This is a genomic window from Streptosporangium sp. NPDC005286 (genome assembly GCF_040607515.1).
Classification (GTDB): domain Bacteria; phylum Actinomycetota; class Actinomycetes; order Streptosporangiales; family Streptosporangiaceae; genus Streptosporangium.
Window position 1 is genome coordinate 29817 of the sequence record NZ_JBEXGU010000059.1, and the last position, 20309, is coordinate 50125.

General features: G+C 70.7%; 15 protein-coding genes. 5 read left to right on the forward strand and 10 right to left on the reverse strand.

Features of this window, described 5'->3' with window-relative positions:
- Nucleotides 1–169: 169 nt before the first annotated feature.
- The 5 genes from ABZU75_RS22080 to ABZU75_RS22100 form a co-directional block, all read right to left on the reverse strand.
- Nucleotides 170–937 carry a CDP-alcohol phosphatidyltransferase family protein gene (locus ABZU75_RS22080; protein ID WP_030907483.1) on the reverse strand — a complete coding sequence of 256 codons (768 nt, stop codon included), beginning with the start codon at nt 935–937 and terminating at the stop codon, nt 170–172.
- Complete coding sequence (locus ABZU75_RS22085) at nt 915–1955, reverse strand: iron-containing alcohol dehydrogenase family protein (RefSeq protein WP_355557189.1); 1041 nt, start codon at nt 1953–1955, stop codon at nt 915–917. The genes ABZU75_RS22080 and ABZU75_RS22085 overlap by 23 nt, the downstream gene beginning before the upstream one ends.
- Nucleotides 1956–1960: 5 nt before the next feature.
- Nucleotides 1961–2695 carry a phosphocholine cytidylyltransferase family protein gene (locus ABZU75_RS22090; protein WP_030907488.1) on the reverse strand — a complete coding sequence of 245 codons (735 nt, stop codon included), beginning with the start codon at nt 2693–2695 and terminating at the stop codon, nt 1961–1963.
- Nucleotides 2696–2801: 106 nt separating this feature from the next.
- Complete coding sequence (locus ABZU75_RS22095) at nt 2802–3425, reverse strand: DUF5941 domain-containing protein (RefSeq protein WP_355557160.1); 624 nt, start codon at nt 3423–3425, stop codon at nt 2802–2804.
- Between the two features lie 214 nt (nt 3426–3639).
- On the reverse strand, nt 3640–5268 hold the full coding sequence (locus ABZU75_RS22100) for a CDP-alcohol phosphatidyltransferase family protein (protein ID WP_355557163.1): 1629 nt from the start codon (nt 5266–5268) through the stop codon (nt 3640–3642).
- 155 nt (nt 5269–5423) lie between these two features.
- Between ABZU75_RS22100 and ABZU75_RS22105 the strand changes: the two genes are divergently transcribed.
- Nucleotides 5424–6776 carry a bifunctional cytidylyltransferase/SDR family oxidoreductase gene (locus tag ABZU75_RS22105; protein WP_355557166.1) on the forward strand — a complete coding sequence of 451 codons (1353 nt, stop codon included), beginning with the start codon at nt 5424–5426 and terminating at the stop codon, nt 6774–6776.
- A gap of 25 nt (nt 6777–6801) precedes the next feature.
- On the opposite strand, the gene ABZU75_RS22110 is transcribed toward ABZU75_RS22105, so the two are convergent.
- Nucleotides 6802–7821: a glycosyltransferase family 2 protein gene (locus ABZU75_RS22110; RefSeq protein ID WP_355557191.1), complete on the reverse strand. Its 1020-nt coding sequence runs from the start codon at nt 7819–7821 to the stop codon at nt 6802–6804.
- Nucleotides 7822–7887: 66 nt separating this feature from the next.
- Here ABZU75_RS22110 and ABZU75_RS22115 point away from each other — a divergent pair, with 66 nt between their 5' ends.
- The 3 genes from ABZU75_RS22115 to ABZU75_RS22125 all read left to right on the forward strand — a co-directional run bounded on the left by ABZU75_RS22115 (nt 7888) and on the right by ABZU75_RS22125 (nt 10565).
- Nucleotides 7888–9390 carry an LCP family protein gene (locus tag ABZU75_RS22115; protein WP_355557169.1) on the forward strand — a complete coding sequence of 501 codons (1503 nt, stop codon included), beginning with the start codon at nt 7888–7890 and terminating at the stop codon, nt 9388–9390.
- A 57-nt stretch (nt 9391–9447) separates the two neighbouring features.
- On the forward strand, nt 9448–9816 hold the full coding sequence (locus ABZU75_RS22120) for an STAS domain-containing protein (RefSeq protein ID WP_355557171.1): 369 nt from the start codon (nt 9448–9450) through the stop codon (nt 9814–9816).
- 353 nt (nt 9817–10169) lie between these two features.
- Nucleotides 10170–10565: an STAS domain-containing protein gene (locus ABZU75_RS22125; protein WP_355557174.1), complete on the forward strand. Its 396-nt coding sequence runs from the start codon at nt 10170–10172 to the stop codon at nt 10563–10565.
- Between the two features lie 65 nt (nt 10566–10630).
- Here the strand turns inward: ABZU75_RS22125 and ABZU75_RS22130 are convergent, their stop codons facing one another.
- From ABZU75_RS22130 to ABZU75_RS22145, 4 genes are all read right to left on the reverse strand, one after another.
- A complete protein-coding gene (locus ABZU75_RS22130) occupies nt 10631–11680 on the reverse strand; it encodes a LacI family DNA-binding transcriptional regulator (RefSeq protein ID WP_350951655.1) in 1050 nt (349 codons plus the stop codon).
- 60 nt (nt 11681–11740) lie between these two features.
- The gene (locus ABZU75_RS22135) at nt 11741–14221 is read right to left on the reverse strand and encodes a glycoside hydrolase family 3 C-terminal domain-containing protein (protein WP_355557178.1); all 2481 of its coding nucleotides are present in this window, start codon (nt 14219–14221) and stop codon (nt 11741–11743) included.
- A 129-nt stretch (nt 14222–14350) separates the two neighbouring features.
- A complete protein-coding gene (locus ABZU75_RS22140; protein WP_355557181.1) occupies nt 14351–14953 on the reverse strand; it encodes a DUF305 domain-containing protein in 603 nt (200 codons plus the stop codon).
- A 68-nt stretch (nt 14954–15021) separates the two neighbouring features.
- Nucleotides 15022–16374 carry a DUF1996 domain-containing protein gene (locus tag ABZU75_RS22145; RefSeq protein WP_355557184.1) on the reverse strand — a complete coding sequence of 451 codons (1353 nt, stop codon included), beginning with the start codon at nt 16372–16374 and terminating at the stop codon, nt 15022–15024.
- A gap of 332 nt (nt 16375–16706) precedes the next feature.
- Between ABZU75_RS22145 and ABZU75_RS22150 the strand changes: the two genes are divergently transcribed.
- Nucleotides 16707–20126 carry a discoidin domain-containing protein gene (locus tag ABZU75_RS22150; protein WP_355557186.1) on the forward strand — a complete coding sequence of 1140 codons (3420 nt, stop codon included), beginning with the start codon at nt 16707–16709 and terminating at the stop codon, nt 20124–20126.
- The last annotated feature ends 183 nt before the right edge of the window (nt 20127–20309 follow it).

Sequence of the window (20309 nt, forward strand, 5' to 3'; positions counted from 1 at the left end):
CACGTACGGAGCATACGTTCATGATCACCGAGTCTGCTGGATCGGGCAATTATGGCAGGGTCAATGCTTCCTTGTTTACCGGGAAACAAGCGTATCGGAACCGTCGGCGAACACCTGCCAAACAGTAAGGTGTTCGCACCTACGACGCGCCCGGACGCCATCCGGTTCCTCATGAAAGCCGCCTGGACGCCAGAATGCTGATCAGATGCAGGATCATCTGCAGCACCGCGACGACCACGCAGGCCACCACGAGCACCCTCGTCGCGGCCAGCCCTCCGTTGATCGCGTCCCAGATCGCCGCGACCACGACGAGGAGGGACAGCTCGACCGCCTGCACGATCCGGTGGAACCTCAGCGCCGCCGCGGCCTTACGCGCCAGGCCCAGCCCGCGCGACTGGAAGTGCTCGGCCGAGGCCTCACTCGCCGCGACCAGCCCGGAGCGGGCGCGGGCCACGTCGACCAGGTCGGTCTCCGCCTTGATCAGGATGGCGCCGAGCGCGGCGGCGAAGCCCGTCACGGTGTACCAGTCGGGCAGGATCTCCGACGCCCGGAACCCCAGCCCGATGAGCAGGGCGGCCTCGGCGAAGTAGTGGCCGACCCGGTCGAGGTAGACGCCGGTGATGGAGGTGCGCCGGGTCCAGCGGGCCAACTCGCCGTCGGAGCAGTCGAGCAGCAGGTAGAGCTGGACCAGCAGTGCCGCCAGCACCGCCGCCCAGAGGCCGGGCAGCGCGAGCACCACTCCGGCCAGCAACCCGGTGAGGATCATCAGCCAGGTGGTCTGGTTGGGCGTGATCGGCGTCTTGGCGAGGAACCAGGTGACGTAGATCGACAGTTTGCGCATGTAGAGCACGCCGGCCCAGTGCTCGCCGCTGTTGCGTTCCATGGTCGAGTGCGGCTGGGCCACCGCACGGAGCTCAGCGACCGACGGCCCGGACATAATCCTCCACCCGATCACGAATCTCCGGCTCCGACAGGCGCAGGTGCTCAAGGATCGTGTAGCGACCGGGGCGGGTGGCCGGCGCCAGTATGACCGCCTCGGTGAACTGGGCCGCGGACAGTCCCACGTCGGTGGGGCTGACCGGCAGCTCATGCCCGCGCAGGCAGTCGACGACCTGGTTGAGCCTCCGTGAGTCCTCGCGGAGGAAGAAGCAGAACGCGGCACCTATCCCGGCGAGCTCGCCGTGGTTGGAGGTGCCGGGAAAAAGCTGATCCACGGCATGCAGGATCTCATGGTCTCCGCCACTCGAAGGACGGGAAGACCCGGCGACCACCATCGACATGCCCGACAGGATGAGCGCCTCGGCCAGCACGGTCAGGAACGCGTCGGCCTCGATCGAGTCGGCCCTGCCGATCACCGCCTCCGCCGCGGTGCGGGCCATCGCGCAGGCCAGGCCGTCGATCGGCTCGCCGCGCTCGCTCGCGCCGAGCTGCCAGTCCTCGATCGCCGAGAGGTTGCTGACCACGTCACCGACCCCGGAACGGACCAGCGAGGCGGGCGCGTCGTGGACGAAATCGAGATCCACCATGATGGCCAGCGGCATGGGCACGCCGAAGGAGCCCTTGCCGCCGTCGTGCGTCAGCGAGGCCACCGGCGAGCAGATCCCGTCGTGCGACAGGTTGGTGGCCACCGCCACCATCGGGATCCCGGCCAGCGACGCGGCGTACTTGGTCACGTCGATGGTCTTGCCACCGCCGATGCCCACGACCGCCTCGTACGCGCCCTTGCGCAGCTCGGCGCCGAGCGAGACCGCCTCGTCCACCGAGCCGTCCGGGACCCGGAAGAACCTGGCCTCGTCGAGCGAGGAAGCGATCACCGAGGTGATCCTGTCTCCCTGGCCCGGCCCCACCGCCACCGCCACCCGCCCGGAGGTCGCCACCCGGCTGTCCGCCAGCAACGATCCGAGCTGGGCGATCGCGCCCCGCCGCACCTCCATGGACAAGGGCGCCGGGAGCATCCTGGCTAGTATCGGCACGCGATCTCCCGCGCCTTGGCGAGGTCGTCGTGGTTGTCTACCTCGACCCACGGGACGTCGCCGATCGGGGCGACCGCGATCTTCTCGCCTCGGGCCACGAGCTCCTGGTAACCGTCCTCGTAGTAGAGCTGCGGGTCGCGCTCGAAGGTGGCCTGGAGGGCGTCGGCGAGGCGCTCACCGATGCCGGGACGGATGAGCGTGGCGCCGATGTACTCACCGGCGGCCTCGGCCGGATCCATCAGCTTGGTGATCAGCCGCAGGTGACGGCCGCCGTCGAGGGTGACCTTCATCTCCTCGTCGGCGAGCTTCTTGACGTCGTCGACCGCGAGCAGGATGTCGGTGGTCGCGGGCGCGGAGAGCAGCGTCTCCTCCACCGAGACGGGGTGCACCGTGTCACCGTTGACCAGGAGCACACCCTGGTCGAAGTAGTCGCGCGCGCACCACAGGGAGTAGGCGTTGTTCCACTCCTCGGCCTTGTCGTTGTGCACGAGGGTGAGCTTCACGCCGTGCCGCCGCTCCAGCTCGGCCTTGCGCTCGTGTACGGCCTGCGCCTGGTAACCGACGATGACCACGACATCGCGGAGATCGGCCGCCGCGAGGTTACGCAGCGAGATGTCCATGATCGTGGTGTCGCCGTCGACCGGCACGAGCGCCTTGGGCAGCGTGTCCGTGTACGGCCGCAGACGCCGTCCGGCCCCGGCGGCCAGCACCATTCCCAGCAACGCGCACTCCTCATTCGGGTGAGAGCCTCCCGGCGGGCACTCCTAGGCCCCAAAGGTTAGTTGCCTTCAGGCCCTGATCGTGTAATTGAGGGTTTGCCGGGTGTTCTCAATCGTGTGCGCCGAGGTCGGCCGCGTCCATCCCGAACCTCGGGGCGGCCAGCCAGCAGGTGATGCTCTCCCAGCTGAAAAGGCACCACAGGTACAGCGAGAGCAGCACGAACACCAGCGCGACCTGCCCGGCGAGGCCGCCGAGGGCGACCAGCAGCATCCTGCCGTCCCAGCCGAGGCCGGATGTGGCCAGCCAGGCCGGCGGGTAGACCCGCTGCCGGAGACGGTAGACGACGTCGTAGTGGTGGAAGGCCATCGCGCCGAGCAGCATGAGGATCAGCCACGGCGGCACGTCGTGCGCGAAGCCCACCGAGGCCACGAAGCCGTACTCGGTGAGACGCAGGATCGGCGGCACCAGCCAGTCGAGCCGGCCGTCGTGCGGGTGGGAGCTGCCCGGACCGGCGAGCAGCAGCGCCACCGCGGGGGCGAAGACCGCCAGCCCGTCGGTGCCGGCCACGCCGACCAGCAGCAGCACCCCGGTCACGAACATCCCGACGATGGCGGGCGGCAGCGGCGGCAGCTGCCCGGCGACCAGTGCGCCCATGGCCCTCGACGGCACCCCGTCGTCCCGGTAGGCGACCACGGCACTACGCGGCACCGGCGCCATCTGCACAGAAACCATGATCACATCCGTTTTCCCAGTCGCCCCGTGGAAAGCCCGACCGTTCCTGCCCGCCCCGCGACGGACACCGCCTGCCCCGTGACAGGCCCGGCCGATCCCGTGACCGGCCGGCTCGACGGCGGGAACCGCCGCCCCGGCGGAGCCCCCGTCCACGCCGGAGTCTCCCGTCTCGTGGCGGGCCCACCCCGCCCTGCCGCGCGCCCACCGTCTCCAGTCACCGGCTCAACGACCTGCCCATCCGGCCCGCGAGAGTGTAGGTCGCGGCGATCCCGCCCCAGACCAGCAGCGCGACGAAGGTCACCCGGGCGTTGAAGAGGGCGGCGGTCACCGCGATCAGGGCCATCCGCTCCCCGATGGGCAGCACGATGATCTTCTTGAACCAGCGGGTGGGGGACGCCTTCTCCATGGTCCGCGAGAGCCGCACGATCGCGTTGCCCGTACCCGGCCCGTCGCCGTCCCCGGCCGCTCTCCCGGTGTCCTGCTCGGCCCCGCCGTCCGCGGCCCGCACGGCACCGGTACCCACCGGTGCGGCTTGCCGCTCCGGCTCGCGGAGCGGCACCGGCCGTCTGTCGTCATCGGCCGGGTCACCCGGTGAGCCCGGCGTCCTGGCCCAGGCCGCGCCCACCCGGGCGGCGTCGGCACGCGCCCCCGCGTACGAGAAATCGATCATGTGCCGGAGCAGCTGCAGGATCATCGCGGCCACCGCGAGCCCCCAGATGCCGTCGGGTCCGCCGCCGGTGGCCTCCAGCCCGGCCGCGTACCCGAAGGCGAGGCCCACGTAGACGATGTACTCCTTGACCCGGTCGAAGGTGGCGTCCAGCCAGGCCCCGAACGGCGAGAAGGCACGGGTGTAGCGGGCGAGCTGGCCGTCGACGCAGTCGAGCACGAACGACAGGTAGAGCAGGACCGCCCCGGCGATCAGGGCCTGCCGGGTGCCCGTGGAGAACCAGACCGCGGCGAGCGCGGCCAGGCCGACGGACATGCCGGTGATCGCGTTCGGCGTCAGACCGAGCCTGGCGGCGAGCTTCACCAGGTGCCTGGACCAGGAGCTCACCCCGTACGTGGCGAAGAAGCCGTCGTTGGTCTTGACCGCGCCGTCCAGCCGGGCCTCGGCCTCGTCGACCTCCGCCAGCCTCGGCACCGCCGAGTCCACGTCCGCCTGCTCGGCCATCCGGTCGCCGTGCAGCCGGCCGAGCCCGGCCGCGCGCACCGGGACACCGGCGCGGACCAGACCGACCAGGAGCAGCTGCGGGGCCTCGCCGCCGTCCATCGGGCCGAAGCCGCCCGCCTCGGCGAGCTCGGCGAGCGTCTCGGCGGCCTCGGCGAGGCGCGTCAGGTCGGACACTCCTACCTGGAGCGCGCCCCTGAAGGTGCCGTCCGCCTCGCCTACCTCGTGGAAGGAGGTGCCCGCGGCCACCACGTTCCCGCCGTCGATCCTGACCGGCGGGCGTGACGGCCCCGGCGCGGCCCTCTCGCCCTCGCTCACCAGCGCGCGGGTGTCACGGGCCGGATGCTCGGTGAGCATGGCCAGCGCCTCGGTGTGCGCCACCAGGTCACCGGCGACCAGCAGCACGGGGCCGATGGACGAGCGAGCCACCTTCGCGACCCTGCGCAGGTCGTCGGCGAGCCCCCGCGACCCCTCGGCGCCGATCATGTGGGTGCCGCCGGGCGCGTGGATGATGTCGCTGGAGCGGGTCACCACGTGCACCTCCCGCACCGAGAGTGTGGCAAGCTGTCCGGTCAGCCTGTCGAGCAGCGTTCCGGCGGGACAGCGCAGGGCGGACGCCTCGGTGGTGGCGAGCACGACCGCGGCCGTCTGGGAGGCGGCGTGAGAGTCAGGCAATCCGGGCTCCTTCGTATCCGACGGGATCACCGTACGAATCGGGGAGTGCGCACTCAGGGTAGCTAGATCTTGACGGGATAGCACGGGAGCACGCCGGACGATCGGGTACGCACCCATTACCCTCGCCATATCCGAACTGTCAAAGGAATCTGATCTTGGCCGAACGTGAACCGCGCCCTCGAACCGTCGGAGTGGTCCTGGCAGGCGGCGTCGGCCGGCGCGTCGGCCTCGGCACCCCCAAGCAGCTGCTGGAGATAGCGGGCCGGACGATCCTGGAACACACCCTCGCCCTGTTCGAGGAGGCGCCGGAGATCGACGAGGTCATCGTGCTGATGGCGCCCGGCTTCACCGGGGAGGTGGAGCGGATCGTCGAGCGGAACGGCTTCGCGAAGGTCACCCAGGTCCTGGAGGGCGGCCAGAGCCGCCCGGAGACCACCTGGCGGGCGCTGCGGGCCCTGGGGCCACGGGAGTGCGACGTGCTGCTGCACGACGCCGTACGCCCGCTGGCGGACAGGAGGATCATCACCGACTGCGTCGAGGCGCTGAGGACCTGCTCGGCCGTCGAGGTGGCGATCCCGAGCTCCGACACGATCGTGGTGACCTCGCAGGGGCCGGACGGGGAGATCGTCCGTGACGTCCCCGACCGTGCCACCCTGCGCCGCGTCCAGACCCCGCAGTGCTTCCGGCTCTCGGTGATCCGCGAGGCGTACCAGCGGGCCTTCGCCGACCCCGGCTTCGGCGACCGGCCGCCCACCGACGACTGCGGCGTGGTGCTGCGCTACCTGCCCGAGGTGCCGATCCACGTGGTGACCGGCAGCGAGCGGAACATGAAGGTCACCCACCCGGTGGACCTCCTCATCGCCGACACGCTCCTGCGGCTCGCCGCGAGCGACGTTCCCTCCGCCTCGGCCTCCGCCCTGCGCGAGGCGATGGAGGGCAGGACCCTGGTGGTCTTCGGCGCGGGCGCCGAGGTGGCGGAGCTGGCCGGAGAGCACGGCGCCCGCGTGTTCCGCTTCCCCGGGCCGTCCGACCTCTCCGGGGCGCTCGAAGGGGTGCGTGTCGAGGACCCCGGCGCCGTGGCCGACGCGCTCGCCCACGCCGCCAAGGAGACGAGCGGGATCGACTACGTGGTCAACGCCCCGGGGACCGCGCCCTCGGGCCGGCTCGACGCGGTGGACGACACCGCGATCGCCGAGAGCGTGAACGTGCACCACCTGGGCCCGGTCAACATCGCCAGGGCCGCCCTCCCCCATCTCCGCGAGACCCGGGGCCACCTGCTGTTCCACGCCCCCGCCCGGGTCGAGGGCGCCGATGACAGCCTGCGCTCCGCCGCGGGTGCCGCGGTGGCCGGTCTGACCCGGGCGCTGGCGGGGGAATGGGCCTTCTACGGGGTACGGGTCAACTGCGTCGTTCCCGGGCGGGGCGACGCCCCGCGCACCGTCGCCCGCACCTCGCTGGACGTGCTCGCCTCCGGCGTCACCGGTCAGGTGGTCGATGCCCGCCCCTGACCGGTTCCCGCCCCGGTGAAAGGGGTCAGCCCGGCTTGCCGAGCCTCCTCGGGCTGGTCAGAAAACCCCAACCCCACGACATGTGCATGGTGACGTAGACCAGCGGCAGCCGGATGAGTGCCTGGGTCGGCAGGCCGCTGCCGGTGACCACGGAGCCGGCCAGGATCGCCGCCAGGTAGCCGCCGGGGATCAGCAGGCCCGGCCAGAGGAAGGGGGAGAGCACCAGGCCGGCGAGGATGGCCAGCACGGCCAGCGGCGGCGCCAGGTAGCGCAGGTTGATCGTGCCCTCGTGGGTGCGGGCGACCACCCTGCGCCAACGTCCGTAGTGGAAGTACTGCTTGGCGAGGGCCTTGAGGTTGGGCCTCGGCCGGTAGGAGACGCGCATCCGGGGCTGGAACCAGACCAGGCCGCCCGTCTCGCGGATGCGGTGGTTCATCTCCCAGTCCTGGGCCCGCTGGAAGTGCTCGTCGTAGCCGCCGACCCGTTCCAGAGCCTCCCGGCGGAACACGCCGAGGTAGACCGTGTCGGCCGGGCCCGCGGTGCCGCCGGTGTGGAATCTGGCGCCGCCGACACCGATCTTGGAGGTCATCGCGCGGGCCACGGCCTGCTCGAACGGCGTGACGCCCTCGGCGGCCATGATGCCGCCCACGTTGTCCGCGCCGGTCTCCTCAAGGGTCTCGACCGCGACCCGGAGGTAGTCGTCGGGGAGCATCGCGTGGCCGTCCACCCTGGCGATGATCTTGTTGCTTGACGCGGCGATGGCGGCGTTGAGCGCGTTGGGAGTCCGGCCCGTGGGGTTGGGGACCACGATCACGCGGGGGTCGTCGGCGGCGATCTCGTCGGCGACTTCCTGGGTGCGGTCGCGGGAGGGGCCGATCGCGAGGACGACCTCGATCGGTCCTTCGTACCGCTGCGACAGCACCTGACGCACCGCCTCCCGCAGATGGCGCTCCTCGTTCAGCACCGGGATGACGATGGAGATCGGAGGCCAGACACGTGTCTCGGAAGACGACGCCGGCGCGGGCGAGTCGGGGAACTGCTTCATGGCGTCGCTCACGCTACTGTACGAACGGGTACCTCATCGACCCAGCAGGAGCCTAGGGGGCCATGCATGCGTGACCCGCATGAGGATTCGGGTGTGCACGTGGGCGGCGACGCCTACGGCAGCGTCCGATTGAACCCGAGACGTGACCGCAGGTCAGCCAGGGGTGCCCGCACCAGGCGACGCGGTCTCGTCATCGCGGGAACGCTCTCGTGCCTGGTCCTGGGCAGCTCCGGAGTGACGTGGGCGCTGACGAACTACGCGACGACAAAGATCAAGTCGGTCGACGCGGGGCTGCTGGAGTCGCGGCCGAGCAGCGGCGCGATGAACATCCTGGTGGTCGGCGTCGACAGGCGCGACGACCTCACCCGCAAGCAGCAGAACCAGCTCAAGCTGGGCCGCGAGAGCGGCGAGCGCACCGACACCATGATGGTGATCCACCTGTCGGAGGACCACCGCAGGGTCACCGTGGTCAGCCTCCCCCGCGACACCTGGACGACGATCCCCGGCAAGGGCCAGCACAAGATCAACGCGGCCTACCAGTTCGGCGGCCCGAAGCTCGCGACCCGCACGGTGCAGGCGGCCACCGGCCTGACCCTCCACCACTACGTCGAGGTCAACGTGCTCGGCTTCATCAACGTGGTCGACGCGCTCGGCGGCATCTCGGTCTGCACACCGGTCCCGATCAACGACCCGAAGACCGCGCTCAACCTGGAGCCGGGCACCTACTCCTTCGACGGCGTCAAGGCCCTCTCCTACGCCCGAACCCGCGCCACCGCCCGCTCCGACCTGGACCGCATCGACCGCCAGCAGCAGGTGATCTCCGCGCTGCTGAACCAGGCACTCAGCGGCGACACGCTCACCAACCCGATCAGGCTGGCCTCGTTCGTCGACACCGCCCTCGACACGGTCCGGGTGGACGACGCGCTCCGCAAGGACCTGCTCGGCCTGGCCAACCAGCTCAAGGACGTCTCCACGGACGACGTGGCCTTCGCCACGGTCCCGCTCGCCGAGGTCGACTACCGGACGCCGACCGGCGAGTCCGCCGTGCTCTGGGACAAGAACGCGGCCAAGGAGCTGTTCCGCCGGATCGCCGCCGACGAGACGCTCGTCAAGCCGACCAAACCCGCCGAGTCCACGCCCACCCCGAGCGCCTCGGCCTCCCCCTCGGCTCCCGCGCTGACCGTACCGCCCGCGCGGATCTCCCTCAGGGTTCTCAACGGCACCACGATCAAGGGGCTGGGCGCGCAGACCAGGGCCGAGCTGCAGAAGGTCGGATTCCTGGTGCCCGAGACGGCCGGCAACACCCCGCAGAAGGGCTTCGAAAGGACGGTCGTCCGGTACGGTCCGGGCCGCGAGGACTCGGCGCGCACCGTCGCCGCCGCGCTACCCGGCGCGGAGTCGCGCCGGGTGGAGAGCCTCGGTGACGCGATCGAGGTGGTCGTCGGCCTGAAACACGCGCCGCCGAAGAAGGTCACCGTGAAGGAGACGGCCGCACCGGCGACTCCGACCGCCTCCCCCTTGGCGACCCCAACGGCGAGGACGGCCACGGAGAACATCTGCAAAAAGTGATTTATGCGCATAACAATCTTCGGCTGGGGCAGTCAGCGGGGCACGGAGGTGATGACCGTGATCTCGACATTTGATGTTCAGACGTGGCGCAGCGGTCCCTGCGCGGTCGTGCGGGCGACAGGCGAGCTTGACCTGGCCGTCGCTCCCCGGCTGCGCGCGGAGATCGACCGCGTCCTGGACGGTGCCGGCGTCCCGGGTCTGGTGGTCGACCTGACCAGGGTGCCGTTCTGCGACTCGGTGGGACTGGGCGTCCTGGTGGGCACCCTCACCCGGCTCAGGGAGGCCCACTGCCGCCTCATCCTGGTGGTGGGTCCCGGCATGATCACCCATCTGCTGACGATCACCAATCTCGACCGGCACTTCGAGGTACGCGGCAGCCTGCGCGAGGCGCTGGACGCACTGACCCCGAGCCACTCGACGAACTGAATCACCCCAGCTCAGAGCAGCTTTCCCGGCCGGCTCACCCTCCTCTTCCGCAACTCTCGCAGCACCCTCCCAACCCTTTTCGAGCCCTCCGGCCGAAGGTCGACGCGCGCCACCGGCAAACTGTTTCCTCGAATAGCTGGCACATATACGGGTAGGCATCTACACTTCGCTTCGAAGCTACACGATCACGGAAAGCGATGGTTCGCACCGTTAGGGAGTATCGTGGCTTCAGATCGTCCATCCTTTTTCGCGCCGGGCAAGACGCGATCGGGAGGACGAGCTGAGGCCGGACGTCAGAGTGACACTCCCCGGCCGGATACGTACATTCACGTGAGCCTGCAGGGAAGTGGGCGATGAACGCACTTCAACTCACGAGCGAACACGCGAGCGGCTTCGTGGTCATCACGGTGGCCGGCGAGCTCGACCTGGCCACCAGGCAGGAACTGTCCGACTGCGTGCAGGAAACCATCGACGCCTGCCACGAAACGGTCATCATCGACCTCTCCGGGGTCACCTTCATCGACGCCTGCGGCCTGAGCTCGCTGATCGGTATCAAGCGGTACGCACGCGAGCACGACGCCCCGCTACTCCTGGCCGGAGCGCCACCCGTGGTCCTCAGGCTGCTGAAGCTCACCCACCTTGAGGCCTCCTTCACGGTGATCTCGCGCTCGGAGACGATGGGCCCCCCGCCGGGCTGCCCCCAGCACGCGCCGTCCGTCCAGGCGAGCACCCCCCTCGCCGACCGGTAGGCAGCCCGCCACGCCGGCGGAGGCGGCCACCACGGCCGTCTCACGCCCTCTACCGGCCTCCAGGATCAGGCCGACTCCCTGATCACCAGGGTCGGTTCGAAGATCCGTGAGGTCACCGGGTGGTCCGGCTGCTCGATGTGGGCCAGCAGCAGCCGTCCCATCTCGGCGGCCATGTCCTCGACGGGATGGCGGACCGTGGTGAGCGGCGGGCGGCAGACCAGTGCCGCGCTGCTGTCGTCGAAGCCCACCATGGCCACGTCGTCGGGCACCCGGCGCCCGTGGTGGCGCAGCACCAGCAGGGCGCCCTGGGCCATCAGGTCGTTGGCCGCGAAGACTCCGTCGATGTCGGGGTGCTCGGCGAGCAGCCGCTCCATCGCCGCCTCGCCGCTGGCAAGCGTGAAGTTGCCCTCCACGCAGGGAATGTAGGGGTGGCCGTGGACGGCCATCGCCTCCTGGAAGCCCGCCAGGCGGTCCTGGCTGGCCGGGACGTCGAGCGGGCCGGAGATGGTCGCCAGCCGGCGGCAGCCTCGGGCGACGAGATGGTCGGCGGCCAGCTTGCCCCCGGCCCGGTGCGCGACGTCGACGTAGCTGATCGGGATCGGCCTGGCCGGTCTGGCGAAGAGCACGGTGGGCAGCGCGGCCTCGGCGAGCAGCCTGGGCAGCGTGTCCTCGGCGCTGATGGAGACCAGGATGGCCCCGTCGGCGTTGCCCTGGCGCAGGTAGGCGATGACCTGGTCGCGGCTCTCCGGGGTGTCGGCGAACATCAGGATCGGGTAGATGCCCAGCGGGCGCAGGAAACCGACGACCCCCCCGGCCACCCGCCCGAAGAACGGGTCGGCGAAGACATGGCCGGGGAACGGGTTCTCCTCGTCGCCGCCGGCCCCGGAGACGATCAGGGCGATCGCCCCCGTCCGCCGGGTGACCAGCGAGCGCGCCGCCTGGTTGGGCACGTAGCCGGTAAGGGCGATCGCCTGCCTGACCTTCTCCTGGATCGCGAGATCGACATTGCGAATTCCGTTGATCACGCGCGAGACCGTGGCCCGGGAGACCCCCGCCGCCCGTGCCACATCCTCCAGGGTGGGGGGTGCCGACACCCGCGGCAGGCCTTCGCCCATAACCTCTCCTTAAGCGTGAAGACCCCCGGCCTCAGCTGTGGGGAGTACGTCAGAAGGCTTTTATAGCACAGCGAGAGAGCGCTCTCCCGAGGGCTTTCGCGGGCTCGGCGCCTGCTCACCGGCGAGCACCTCGACGCTCAACGGCAGGTCGGCGGCCGAGCGTCCGGCGAGCACCGTGAAGGCGCCCTCCTCGGCCCGCCAGGCGTGGTGCTCGGCCGACCAGTGCTGGAAGGCCCGCGCCGGGATGTCCACCGTGACGTCGACGACCTCGCCGGGCCCCGCGTCGGCCAGGACGTAGCCGGCCAGCCAGCGCACGGGACGGGCCACGCCCGTCTCCGGCCGGGACAGGTAGACCTGGACGACCTCGCGCCCGGCGCGCTCGCCGGTGTTGCGCAGCCGTACCCGGACCGGCAGCGAGCCGTCGGGGGCGGCCTCCCAGGGCAGCGTGAGGCTGTCGTAGGACCAGGACGTGTAGCCGAGCCCGTGCCCGAACCAGTACGCGGGCGGCTCGGGCTGCCGCAGCCAGCCGCGGTAGCCGATGTCCAGGCCCTCGGCGTAGGCGAGCGTCCCGCCGTCGGGGGCCGTGGAGACGAGTGCCCGCTCCGCCCAGGTCGTGGGCAGCCGGCCGCCGGGCTCGGCGCGGCCGAACAGCACGTCGGCCAGGCCGTGCCCGTACTCCTGGCCGGGGAACCAGCTCAGCAGCAGCGCCGCCACCTCCTCGCGCCACGGCAGGACCATGGGGCCGCCGGAGTTGACGACCACGACGGTGGCCGGGTTGGCCGCGGCCACCGCGCGGACCAGCTCGTCCTGGCGTCCCGGCAGGTCAAGGTGGGTACGGTCGACGCCCTCGTTCTCGATCTCCTCGGTGGAGCCGACCACGACGACGACGGCGTCGCAGGTCCCGGCGAGCTCGACCGCGGCCGCCAGCTCCACCTCGTCGGCTCGCCGGGGCGGGTCGGCGGCCAGCACCGAGGCGATCCCGCTGCCGGGGTCGAGCCGCCGCCGGGAGACGAGCTCCACCGCCCTGCCCACGGCCATCGGGACCCTGACCCGCCGGTACGGCGGGGACAGGTGCACGGTGGCGGGGTCGTCGGTGTCGCGTTCCACCTCCTCGTCCACCAGGACGCGGCCGTCCACCTCCAGCAGCACGTGCCCCCATCCGGCCACCGCCAGCTCCCAGGCGCCGTCCGTCGCCGGGCTCAGCAGCGCGCGGATCTCGACGGTGGCCGCGGCGTCGATCCGCGCCGGTTCCAGGACGCGGCCGGTCAGCCGGTGCTCGGCGTGGATCTCCGCGCCCCCGGCGTCCAGCAGCCTGACCAGGACGCCGGGTTCACCGGTCAGCGGGTTGCGGGCGTTCTCCGTGCCCAGCGGGGTGGGCCGGTCGTCGAGGTGCGGGCCGGGCGAATGGAGCACCTCCGCGGTGCCGGACAGCGCCTCGCGGATGCCGTCGAGGGGCGACACGACGGACATCGGGTACACGCCCGCGCTGCCGCCGCCCTGGATCCTGGCGACGGCTGCCTTCGGCCCGAGCACCGCGACCCTGCGCAGCCGCGAGGGGTCCAGCGGGAGCAGCGACCCCTCGTTGCGCAGCAGCACCGTGCTCGCGGCGACGGCCCGGCGCAGCAGCGCGCGGGCGGGGCCGTGGTCTTCCCGTTCCGCGGGCTCCGGCGGGACGGCGGAGCCGAGGTCCAGCGCGCCGACCCGGGAGGCCAGCCTGAGCAGGCGCCGTACCTTGTCGTCGATCGCGGCCTCGGGTACCTCGCCCGCGCGCACCGCGGCGACCAGTGCCTCTCCCCAGGGGCCCTGCGGCCCCGGCATCGCGAGGTCCTGCGCGGCGCGGGCCGAGGGAGCGGTGGAGCGGACGCCTCCCCAGTCCGACACGACCACCCCGTCAAACCCCCACGTCGTCTTGAGCGGGTCTGTGAGCAGCGGGCTCTCCGACATCGTGGTCCCGTTCACCCCGTTGTAGGCGGACATGACGGCCCAGACGCCCGCCTGCACCGCGGCCTCGAACGGCGCCAGGTACAGCTCGTGCAGGACCTGCTCGTCGACGCGGGCGTCGAGGGTGAGCCGCTCGGTCTCGGAGTCGTTGGCGACGTAGTGCTTGGCGGTGGCCGCCACCCCGCCGGACTGGACTCCCCGGACACAGGCGGCGCCGATCCTGCCGGTCAGCAGGGGGTCCTCGGAGTAGCACTCGAAGTGGCGCCCGCCGAGCGGCGAGCGGTGCAGGTTGAGCGTCGGGGCGAGCAGGACGTCCACGCCCTTGCGCCGCGCCTCGGCGGCGAGCAGCCCACCCAGCAGCTCCACCAGATCCTCGTCCCAGGTCGCGGCCAGTGCGGTGGCCGACGGCAGGGTCAGCGAGGTGCTCCGCTCGTCCCAGCCCTCCCCGCGCACACCGACCGGGCCGTCGGAGGTGACCATGGCCCGCAGTCCGATGCCCGGCTCGGCGTGGGTGGACCACACGGTCGCCCCGGTGAGCAGCCGCACCTTACGCTCCAGGTCCAGCTTCTCCACCAGCCGGTCGAACTCGTCGATGCTCACGTGGTTTCCCTTCACCGTTGGAGATCACTGTTGTAGATCACTCTTGGAGAGCGCTCTCCAGTACGTCATGACGTCAGCGCGCTGTCAATGTCCAAAAACGGCGGCGCGACGGCGCCCCTGGGGATCCGGTCAGCGGATGCCGTCGAGCAGATCGTTCTGGGTGGCGCGGGCCCGCTCGACGGCTGCGGCCAGAGCCCTCGTCCCCTCGTCGGCACCGGCGGTCTGCTCGGAGCGGGCTACCGCGGCCGACTGGTCGAGGTGCTCGCGCAGGCGGTCGGCGAAGAGCCGGTCGAAGGCCGGACCGGCGGCCTTCCTCAGCGCCGCCAGATCGGCGGCGGTGACCATACCCGGCATGTCATGCCCTTCGTGCACGTTCGTCGCGGGCAGGCCGGTACGGCCCAGCATCTCCCTGAGGCGTTCGAGCTCGGCCAGATGGGCCTTCCTGATCCGGGCGGCCAGCCGCCGTACCGCCGGGTCGTGCCCGCGTTCGGCGCCGAGGTCGAGCAGGGGCAGCGTCCGCTCGTCCATCGGGATCATCAACTGGAGCCACGCGGTGTCCGTGGTGTTGAAACCGGCCGCCGGCGTGGCGGCGGGGGCGGTGGGGGCGGTGGGGACGACCGGTGCCGGGGATTCATGGTGGTGGCCCGGCGCGGCCGCCGGGGAGTGGGCACCGCAGCCGGCGACCGGGCCGGACACGAGGAACAGGGTGAGAATCGCGCCGGCACGTCTCATATGGACCTTCTCGTGTCAGGGGCGGGTGCCAGGCCCCGGCCGCCGGGGCCGGGACCTGGCATCCGCGGTCAGGGGAGCTCGAAGTTCTCCGTGAGGGCGGCGCCGCGGTGCGGCTTGTACAGGTCGTAGCCACGCGGGTTGCACTGGAGACCACCATTGATGCAGTGGGTCACCAGGGCGTCAAGGATGGCGGGGCTGTCCCAGGCGTTGAAGAAGTCGTAGTGCCAGGTGTAACCGCGGCCGCTGGCCAGCCGCGCCTGCGACAGGTCACCGCTCGCGGGGAAGGCGATCTTGAACTCCAGCATCGGCACCGCCACCGGGTGGCTGGCCGGGCAGTAACCGTCGACGGGATAGGACATGTGGCTCTTGTGGTTGGGGCTGTCGAGGTTGACGCCGTCCCAGCAGCTCGGCGACTGGTAGCGGACGTTCACCTGGCTGCCCGCCACGCAGGAGGTCGGGATGTCCCAGCTGTGGGAGATGTCGCCGCACTCGAAGCCCTCGACGGTGCCGGGAGAGTCGCGGAACTCCGCCAGCGTCGCGGTCGGGCTGCCGACGACGAAGCGCAGGCCCTGCGGGAAGGGCTGCACCTGCCAGTAGTCAAGGATGCCGGACTTGTAGTAGATGACCTGGTTGCCGGTCGGCCGGATCAGCTGGTCGCCCTTGTAGAAGCTCGGGAACCAGTAGGCCGACCTGTCGTGCGGGTTGGTGCACGAGGTGCCGCCGCCGAGGAGCGAGGAGGTCGTGCTGCTCGCGTTGGTCGTGTTGTTGCCGACGAAGGTGTGCATGTGCGAGGCGCCGGGCAGGCCGGGGTAGACGATCGGGTCGTCCGGCCGGTCCGCCGTCCAGGAGCAGTTGGCCTGGAACTCGTGGTGGGTCACCTCGTCGGTGAACGTCGGCTTCGGCCTCGGGGTGGTCCCGGCGCCGCCGGTGCCGTACACCTTGAACTCCCAGAGGGAGTAGCCGTAGCCGGTGCCCCGGGCGGTGCCGTACATCCGCACGTAGCGGCCGGAGCCGGAGACAGCGAGGGTCTGGGTGCCGCCGGTGCCGGTGGTGGTGGAGTAGATGTCGGTCCACGGCGCCGCGCCGTTGCCGGAGACCTGGATCTTGAACGCCTTGCCGTAGGCGCCCTCCCAGTTGAGAACCACCTGGGAGACGGTCGCGGTGGCACCGAGGTCCACCTGGAGCCACTGCGGGTCGGCGGCGGCGCTGGACCACCGGGTCCCGTTGTTGCCGTCGAAGGCGGCCCCGGCACCGTACCCGCCTCCCTCGGTGGAGGAGGCGGTCGCGGGCCGGCCCTGCGAGAGCAGGGCGTCCGCCGCGGTGGCCGGGGTGATGATCGCCAGACCGGCCGCGACCAGCGCGGTGAGCGTGGCGACGACCAGTCCCAGGCGGAGCCTGACTGGGCTTCGGGATGGGTGCATTGCCTCTCCTTCTGTGGGGGGTGGCCGTCGAAAACGGCGGCACGGAGAGCGCTCTCCTATGAGGTTGATCCATTTTGTTATGAATTGTCAAGACGAGATCGCACTCAACCCGAAACCCGTCGTTCATGTTCGTGACACACGGAGTGCGGCACCAGCGGCTTCTACGGGGGCCTCTCGGCCGGGGGCAGGTTTCCAGAGCGTGAGCAGCGCGTTTCGGACTCGCGCGAAGAAGGGCCTTGACACCGCTCGATCTCCGGTAGCACCCTCGGTTACGGAGAGCGCTCTCCCCCCTGCCGCGTTGATGGCAGGCATCCCCTTTTCGAGGAGAGATCGTGCATCCAGCTCGTGGTTCGGGCCGATTCCGGTTAGGTCTGGTCATCGCCGCCCTCGCGGCCCTGGTCGTCTCCGGTCTGGCATTCGTCAGTCCCGCGGCGGCGGCCGACACCCTGCTGTCACAGGGCAGGACGGCGACCGCCTCGTCGTCCGAGGGCGCCGCCTACGGCGCGGCGGCAGCGGTCGACGGCAACCTGACGGGCACCCGGTGGGCCAGCGCGTTCAGCGATCCGCAGTGGCTCCAGGTGGACCTCGGCGCCACCGCGACGATCAGCCGTACCGTGCTGACCTGGGAGGGCGCCTACGGCAAGGCGTTCAAGATCCAGATCTCCGACAACGGCACGACGTGGACGGACGTCTACTCGACCACCACCGGCACCGGCGGCACCCAGACCCTCGACGTGACCGGCACCGGCCGCTACGTACGGATGTACGGCACCGCCCGGGGCACCGGCTACGGCTACTCCCTCTGGGAGTTCCAGGTCTACGGCAGCATGGGCGGCACCCAGGGGCCGAACTGCTCCACCGCGAACGCCGCCCAGGGCAGGCCCGCCTCGGCCTCGTCGTCCGAGGGCGCCGCCTACGGCGCGGCGGCAGCGGTCGACGGCAACCTGACGGACACCCGGTGGGCCAGCGCCGCCAGTGACCCGCAGTGGCTCCAGGTCGACCTCGGCTCCTCCCAGCCGATCTGCCAGACCGTGCTGACCTGGGAGAGCGCCTACGGCAAGGCGTTCAAGATCCAGATCTCCGACAACGGCACCACGTGGACGGACGTCTACTCGACCACCACCGGCACCGGCGGCACCCAGACCCTCGACGTGACCGGCACCGGCCGCTACGTACGGATGTACGGCACCGCCCGGGGCACCGGCTACGGCTACTCCCTCTGGGAGATGCAGGTGCGCACAGGCACCGGCGGCAACCCCCAGGAGCCCGAGGAGCCCGGCACCTGGACCGAGGTGTGGAAGGACGACTTCAACGGGGCGGCCGGCACCTCCCCCTCGGCCGCCGACTGGATCCTGCGCACCGGCACCTCCTACCCCGGCGGCGCCGCGAACTGGGGCACCGGCGAGGTCGAGACAATGAGCGCCTCGACGGCCAACGTCTTCCTCGACGGCACCGGCAACCTGAACATCAAGGCGATCAAGGACGGCGCGGGCAACTGGACCTCGGGCCGGATCGAGACCCAGCGCACCGACTTCGAGCCCAAGCCCGGCGAGATGCTCAGGTTCAGCGCCCGGCTCAAGCAGCCCGACGTCGCGAACGCCCTCGGCTACTGGCCGGGCTTCCGGGCGACCGGCGCCGCCTACCGCGGCAACCACAACAACTGGCCCTCCGTCGGCGAGACCGACATCATGACCGGCGTCAACGGCCGCGACCAGCTGGCCAACACCCTGCACTGCGGCACCGCCCCCGACGGGGTGTGCAACGAGTACAACGGCCGCACCAGCGGTTTCGCCACCTGCGACGGCTGCCAGAGCGGGTACCACGAGTACGCCCAGGTCATCGACCGCACCAAGACCGACGAGGAGATCCGCTTCTATCTCGACGGCAGGCAGACCTGGATCGTGCGCCAGAGCCAGGTCGGCGTCGCCGCCTGGAAGGCCGCCCTGCACCACGGCTTCTACCTCCGCCTCGATCTGGCCATCGGCGGCTCGCTGCCCAACGCGCTCGCGGGCGTCACGACACCGACCGCCGCCACCACCTCGGGCGGCGTGCTGAGCGTGGACAAGGTCTCGGTCTCCAGGCAGACCGGCACCACTCCCGCCGCCATGACCGACCCGGCGACCCCGGCCGGCCCGAGCACGGTCAGGGTGACCGGCTCCCAGGGCAACTGGCAGCTCCAGGTGAACGGTTCGCCGTATGTGATCAAGGGCCTGACCTACGGCCCGCCGCAGGCCGCGGCCGACGGCTACATGCGCGACCTTGCGGCCATGGGCGTCAACACGATCCGTACCTGGGGCGTCGACGACACCCACACCCCGGCACTGCTGGATCGGGCCGCCCAGCAGGGCATCAAGGTCATCGTCGGGCACTGGCTCAACCAGGGCGCCGACTACGTCAACGACACCGCGTACAAGACCAGCGTGAAGAACGAGATCGTCGCCCGGGTCAACGCCCTCAAGGGCCGCCAGGGCGTGCTCATGTGGGACGTCGGCAACGAGGTCATCCTCACCATGCAGGACCACGGCCTGCCGGCCGACGTGGTCGAGCAGCGACGGGTGGCGTACGCGAAGTTCGTCAACGAGGTGGCGGAGGCGATCCACGCCGCCGACCCCAACCACCCGGTCACCTCCACCGACGCCTACACCCACGCCTGGACCTACTACAAGGCCCACTCCCCCGCCCTGGACCTGCTCGCGGTCAACTCCTACGGCGCCATCCACACGGTCAGGCAGGACTGGATCAGCGGCGGGTACACCAAGCCGTACATCGTCACCGAGGCGGGACCGGACGGCGAGTGGGAGGTCCCGAACGACGTCAACGGCGTGCCCAACGAGCCGACCGACCTGCAGAAGCGGGACCAGTACACCGCCAGCTGGAACGCGATCAAGGGCCACACCGGCGTCGCACTCGGTGCCACCGAGTTCCACTACGGCCTGGAGAACGACTTCGGCGGGGTGTGGCTCAACACCACCACCGGCGGCTGGCGTCGGCACGGCTACCACGCGCTCAAGGCGACCTACACCGGGCAGCCCTCGGCGAACACGCCCCCGGAGATCACCTCGATGACCGTCGGCTCGCAGACCGCCGTCCAGGCCGGCAAGCCCTTCACCGTCGAGGTCGCCGCCTCCGACCCGAACAACGACCTGATCCGCTACAACCTGATGTTCAGCAACAAGCACATCAACGGCAACCGCGGCTTCGACAACGTCAGGTTCACCCAGACCGGCCCCGGCAGGTTCTCGGTGACCGCACCGGAGCAGATGGGCGTGTGGAAGGTGTACGTGTACGCCTTCGACGGGCACGGCAACGCCGGCATCGAGCAGCGCTCCTTCCGCGTGGTCCCGCCCACGGTCGCCGGAACCAACGTGGCGCTCGGCAAGCCGACCACCGCCTCCACCTACCAGGCGACCGGTGACGGCGGCCCGTTCACCCCAGGCCGGGCGACCGACGGCAACTTCTCGACCCGCTGGGCCAGCGAGTGGGCCGACCCGCAGTGGATCCAGGTGGACCTCGGCGCGACCACCGCCATCAAGCACATCCAGCTCGGCTGGGAGGGCGCGTACGGCAAGGCGTACCAGATCCAGACCTCGACCAACGGCTCGACCTGGAGCAACGCCTACTCGACCACGACCGGCGACGGCGGGTTCGACTCCATCGACCTCACCGCGTCCGCCAGGTACGTCCGGGTGAACCTCACCCAGCGCGGCACCGCGTACGGCTACTCCCTCTGGGAGTTCGGCGTCTACAGCTAGTTCCTCGCTGGATCCTGCACAGCGTCCGGCCCTGGACAGGGCCGCGTGTGCGAGTAGTGACATACCGCCCAGGTCTTTTACTGGGCGGTATATGAACCCCACCACGCGCAACCCCCGCGGGAGGCCATCACAATACCCACTTGTACGGAATAGGCTGGGGGTGGGGTAGATTGTTTTTATATG

Coding starts and splice junctions, on each gene's coding strand:
- ABZU75_RS22130 (WP_350951655.1), bottom strand. CDS start 11,680: ATGGGCGAAGGCCTGCCGCGGGTGTCGGCACCCCCCACCCTGGAGGAT.
- ABZU75_RS22080 (WP_030907483.1), bottom strand. CDS start 937: ATGTCCGGGCCGTCGGTCGCTGAGCTCCGTGCGGTGGCCCAGCCGCAC.
- ABZU75_RS22125 (WP_355557174.1), top strand. CDS start 10,170: ATGAACGCACTTCAACTCACGAGCGAACACGCGAGCGGCTTCGTGGTC.
- ABZU75_RS22145 (WP_355557184.1), bottom strand. CDS start 16,374: ATGCACCCATCCCGAAGCCCAGTCAGGCTCCGCCTGGGACTGGTCGTC.
- ABZU75_RS22095 (WP_355557160.1), bottom strand. CDS start 3,425: ATGGTTTCTGTGCAGATGGCGCCGGTGCCGCGTAGTGCCGTGGTCGCC.
- ABZU75_RS22085 (WP_355557189.1), bottom strand. CDS start 1,955: ATGCTCCCGGCGCCCTTGTCCATGGAGGTGCGGCGGGGCGCGATCGCC.
- ABZU75_RS22140 (WP_355557181.1), bottom strand. CDS start 14,953: ATGAGACGTGCCGGCGCGATTCTCACCCTGTTCCTCGTGTCCGGCCCG.
- ABZU75_RS22110 (WP_355557191.1), bottom strand. CDS start 7,821: ATGAAGCAGTTCCCCGACTCGCCCGCGCCGGCGTCGTCTTCCGAGACA.
- ABZU75_RS22115 (WP_355557169.1), top strand. CDS start 7,888: ATGCGTGACCCGCATGAGGATTCGGGTGTGCACGTGGGCGGCGACGCC.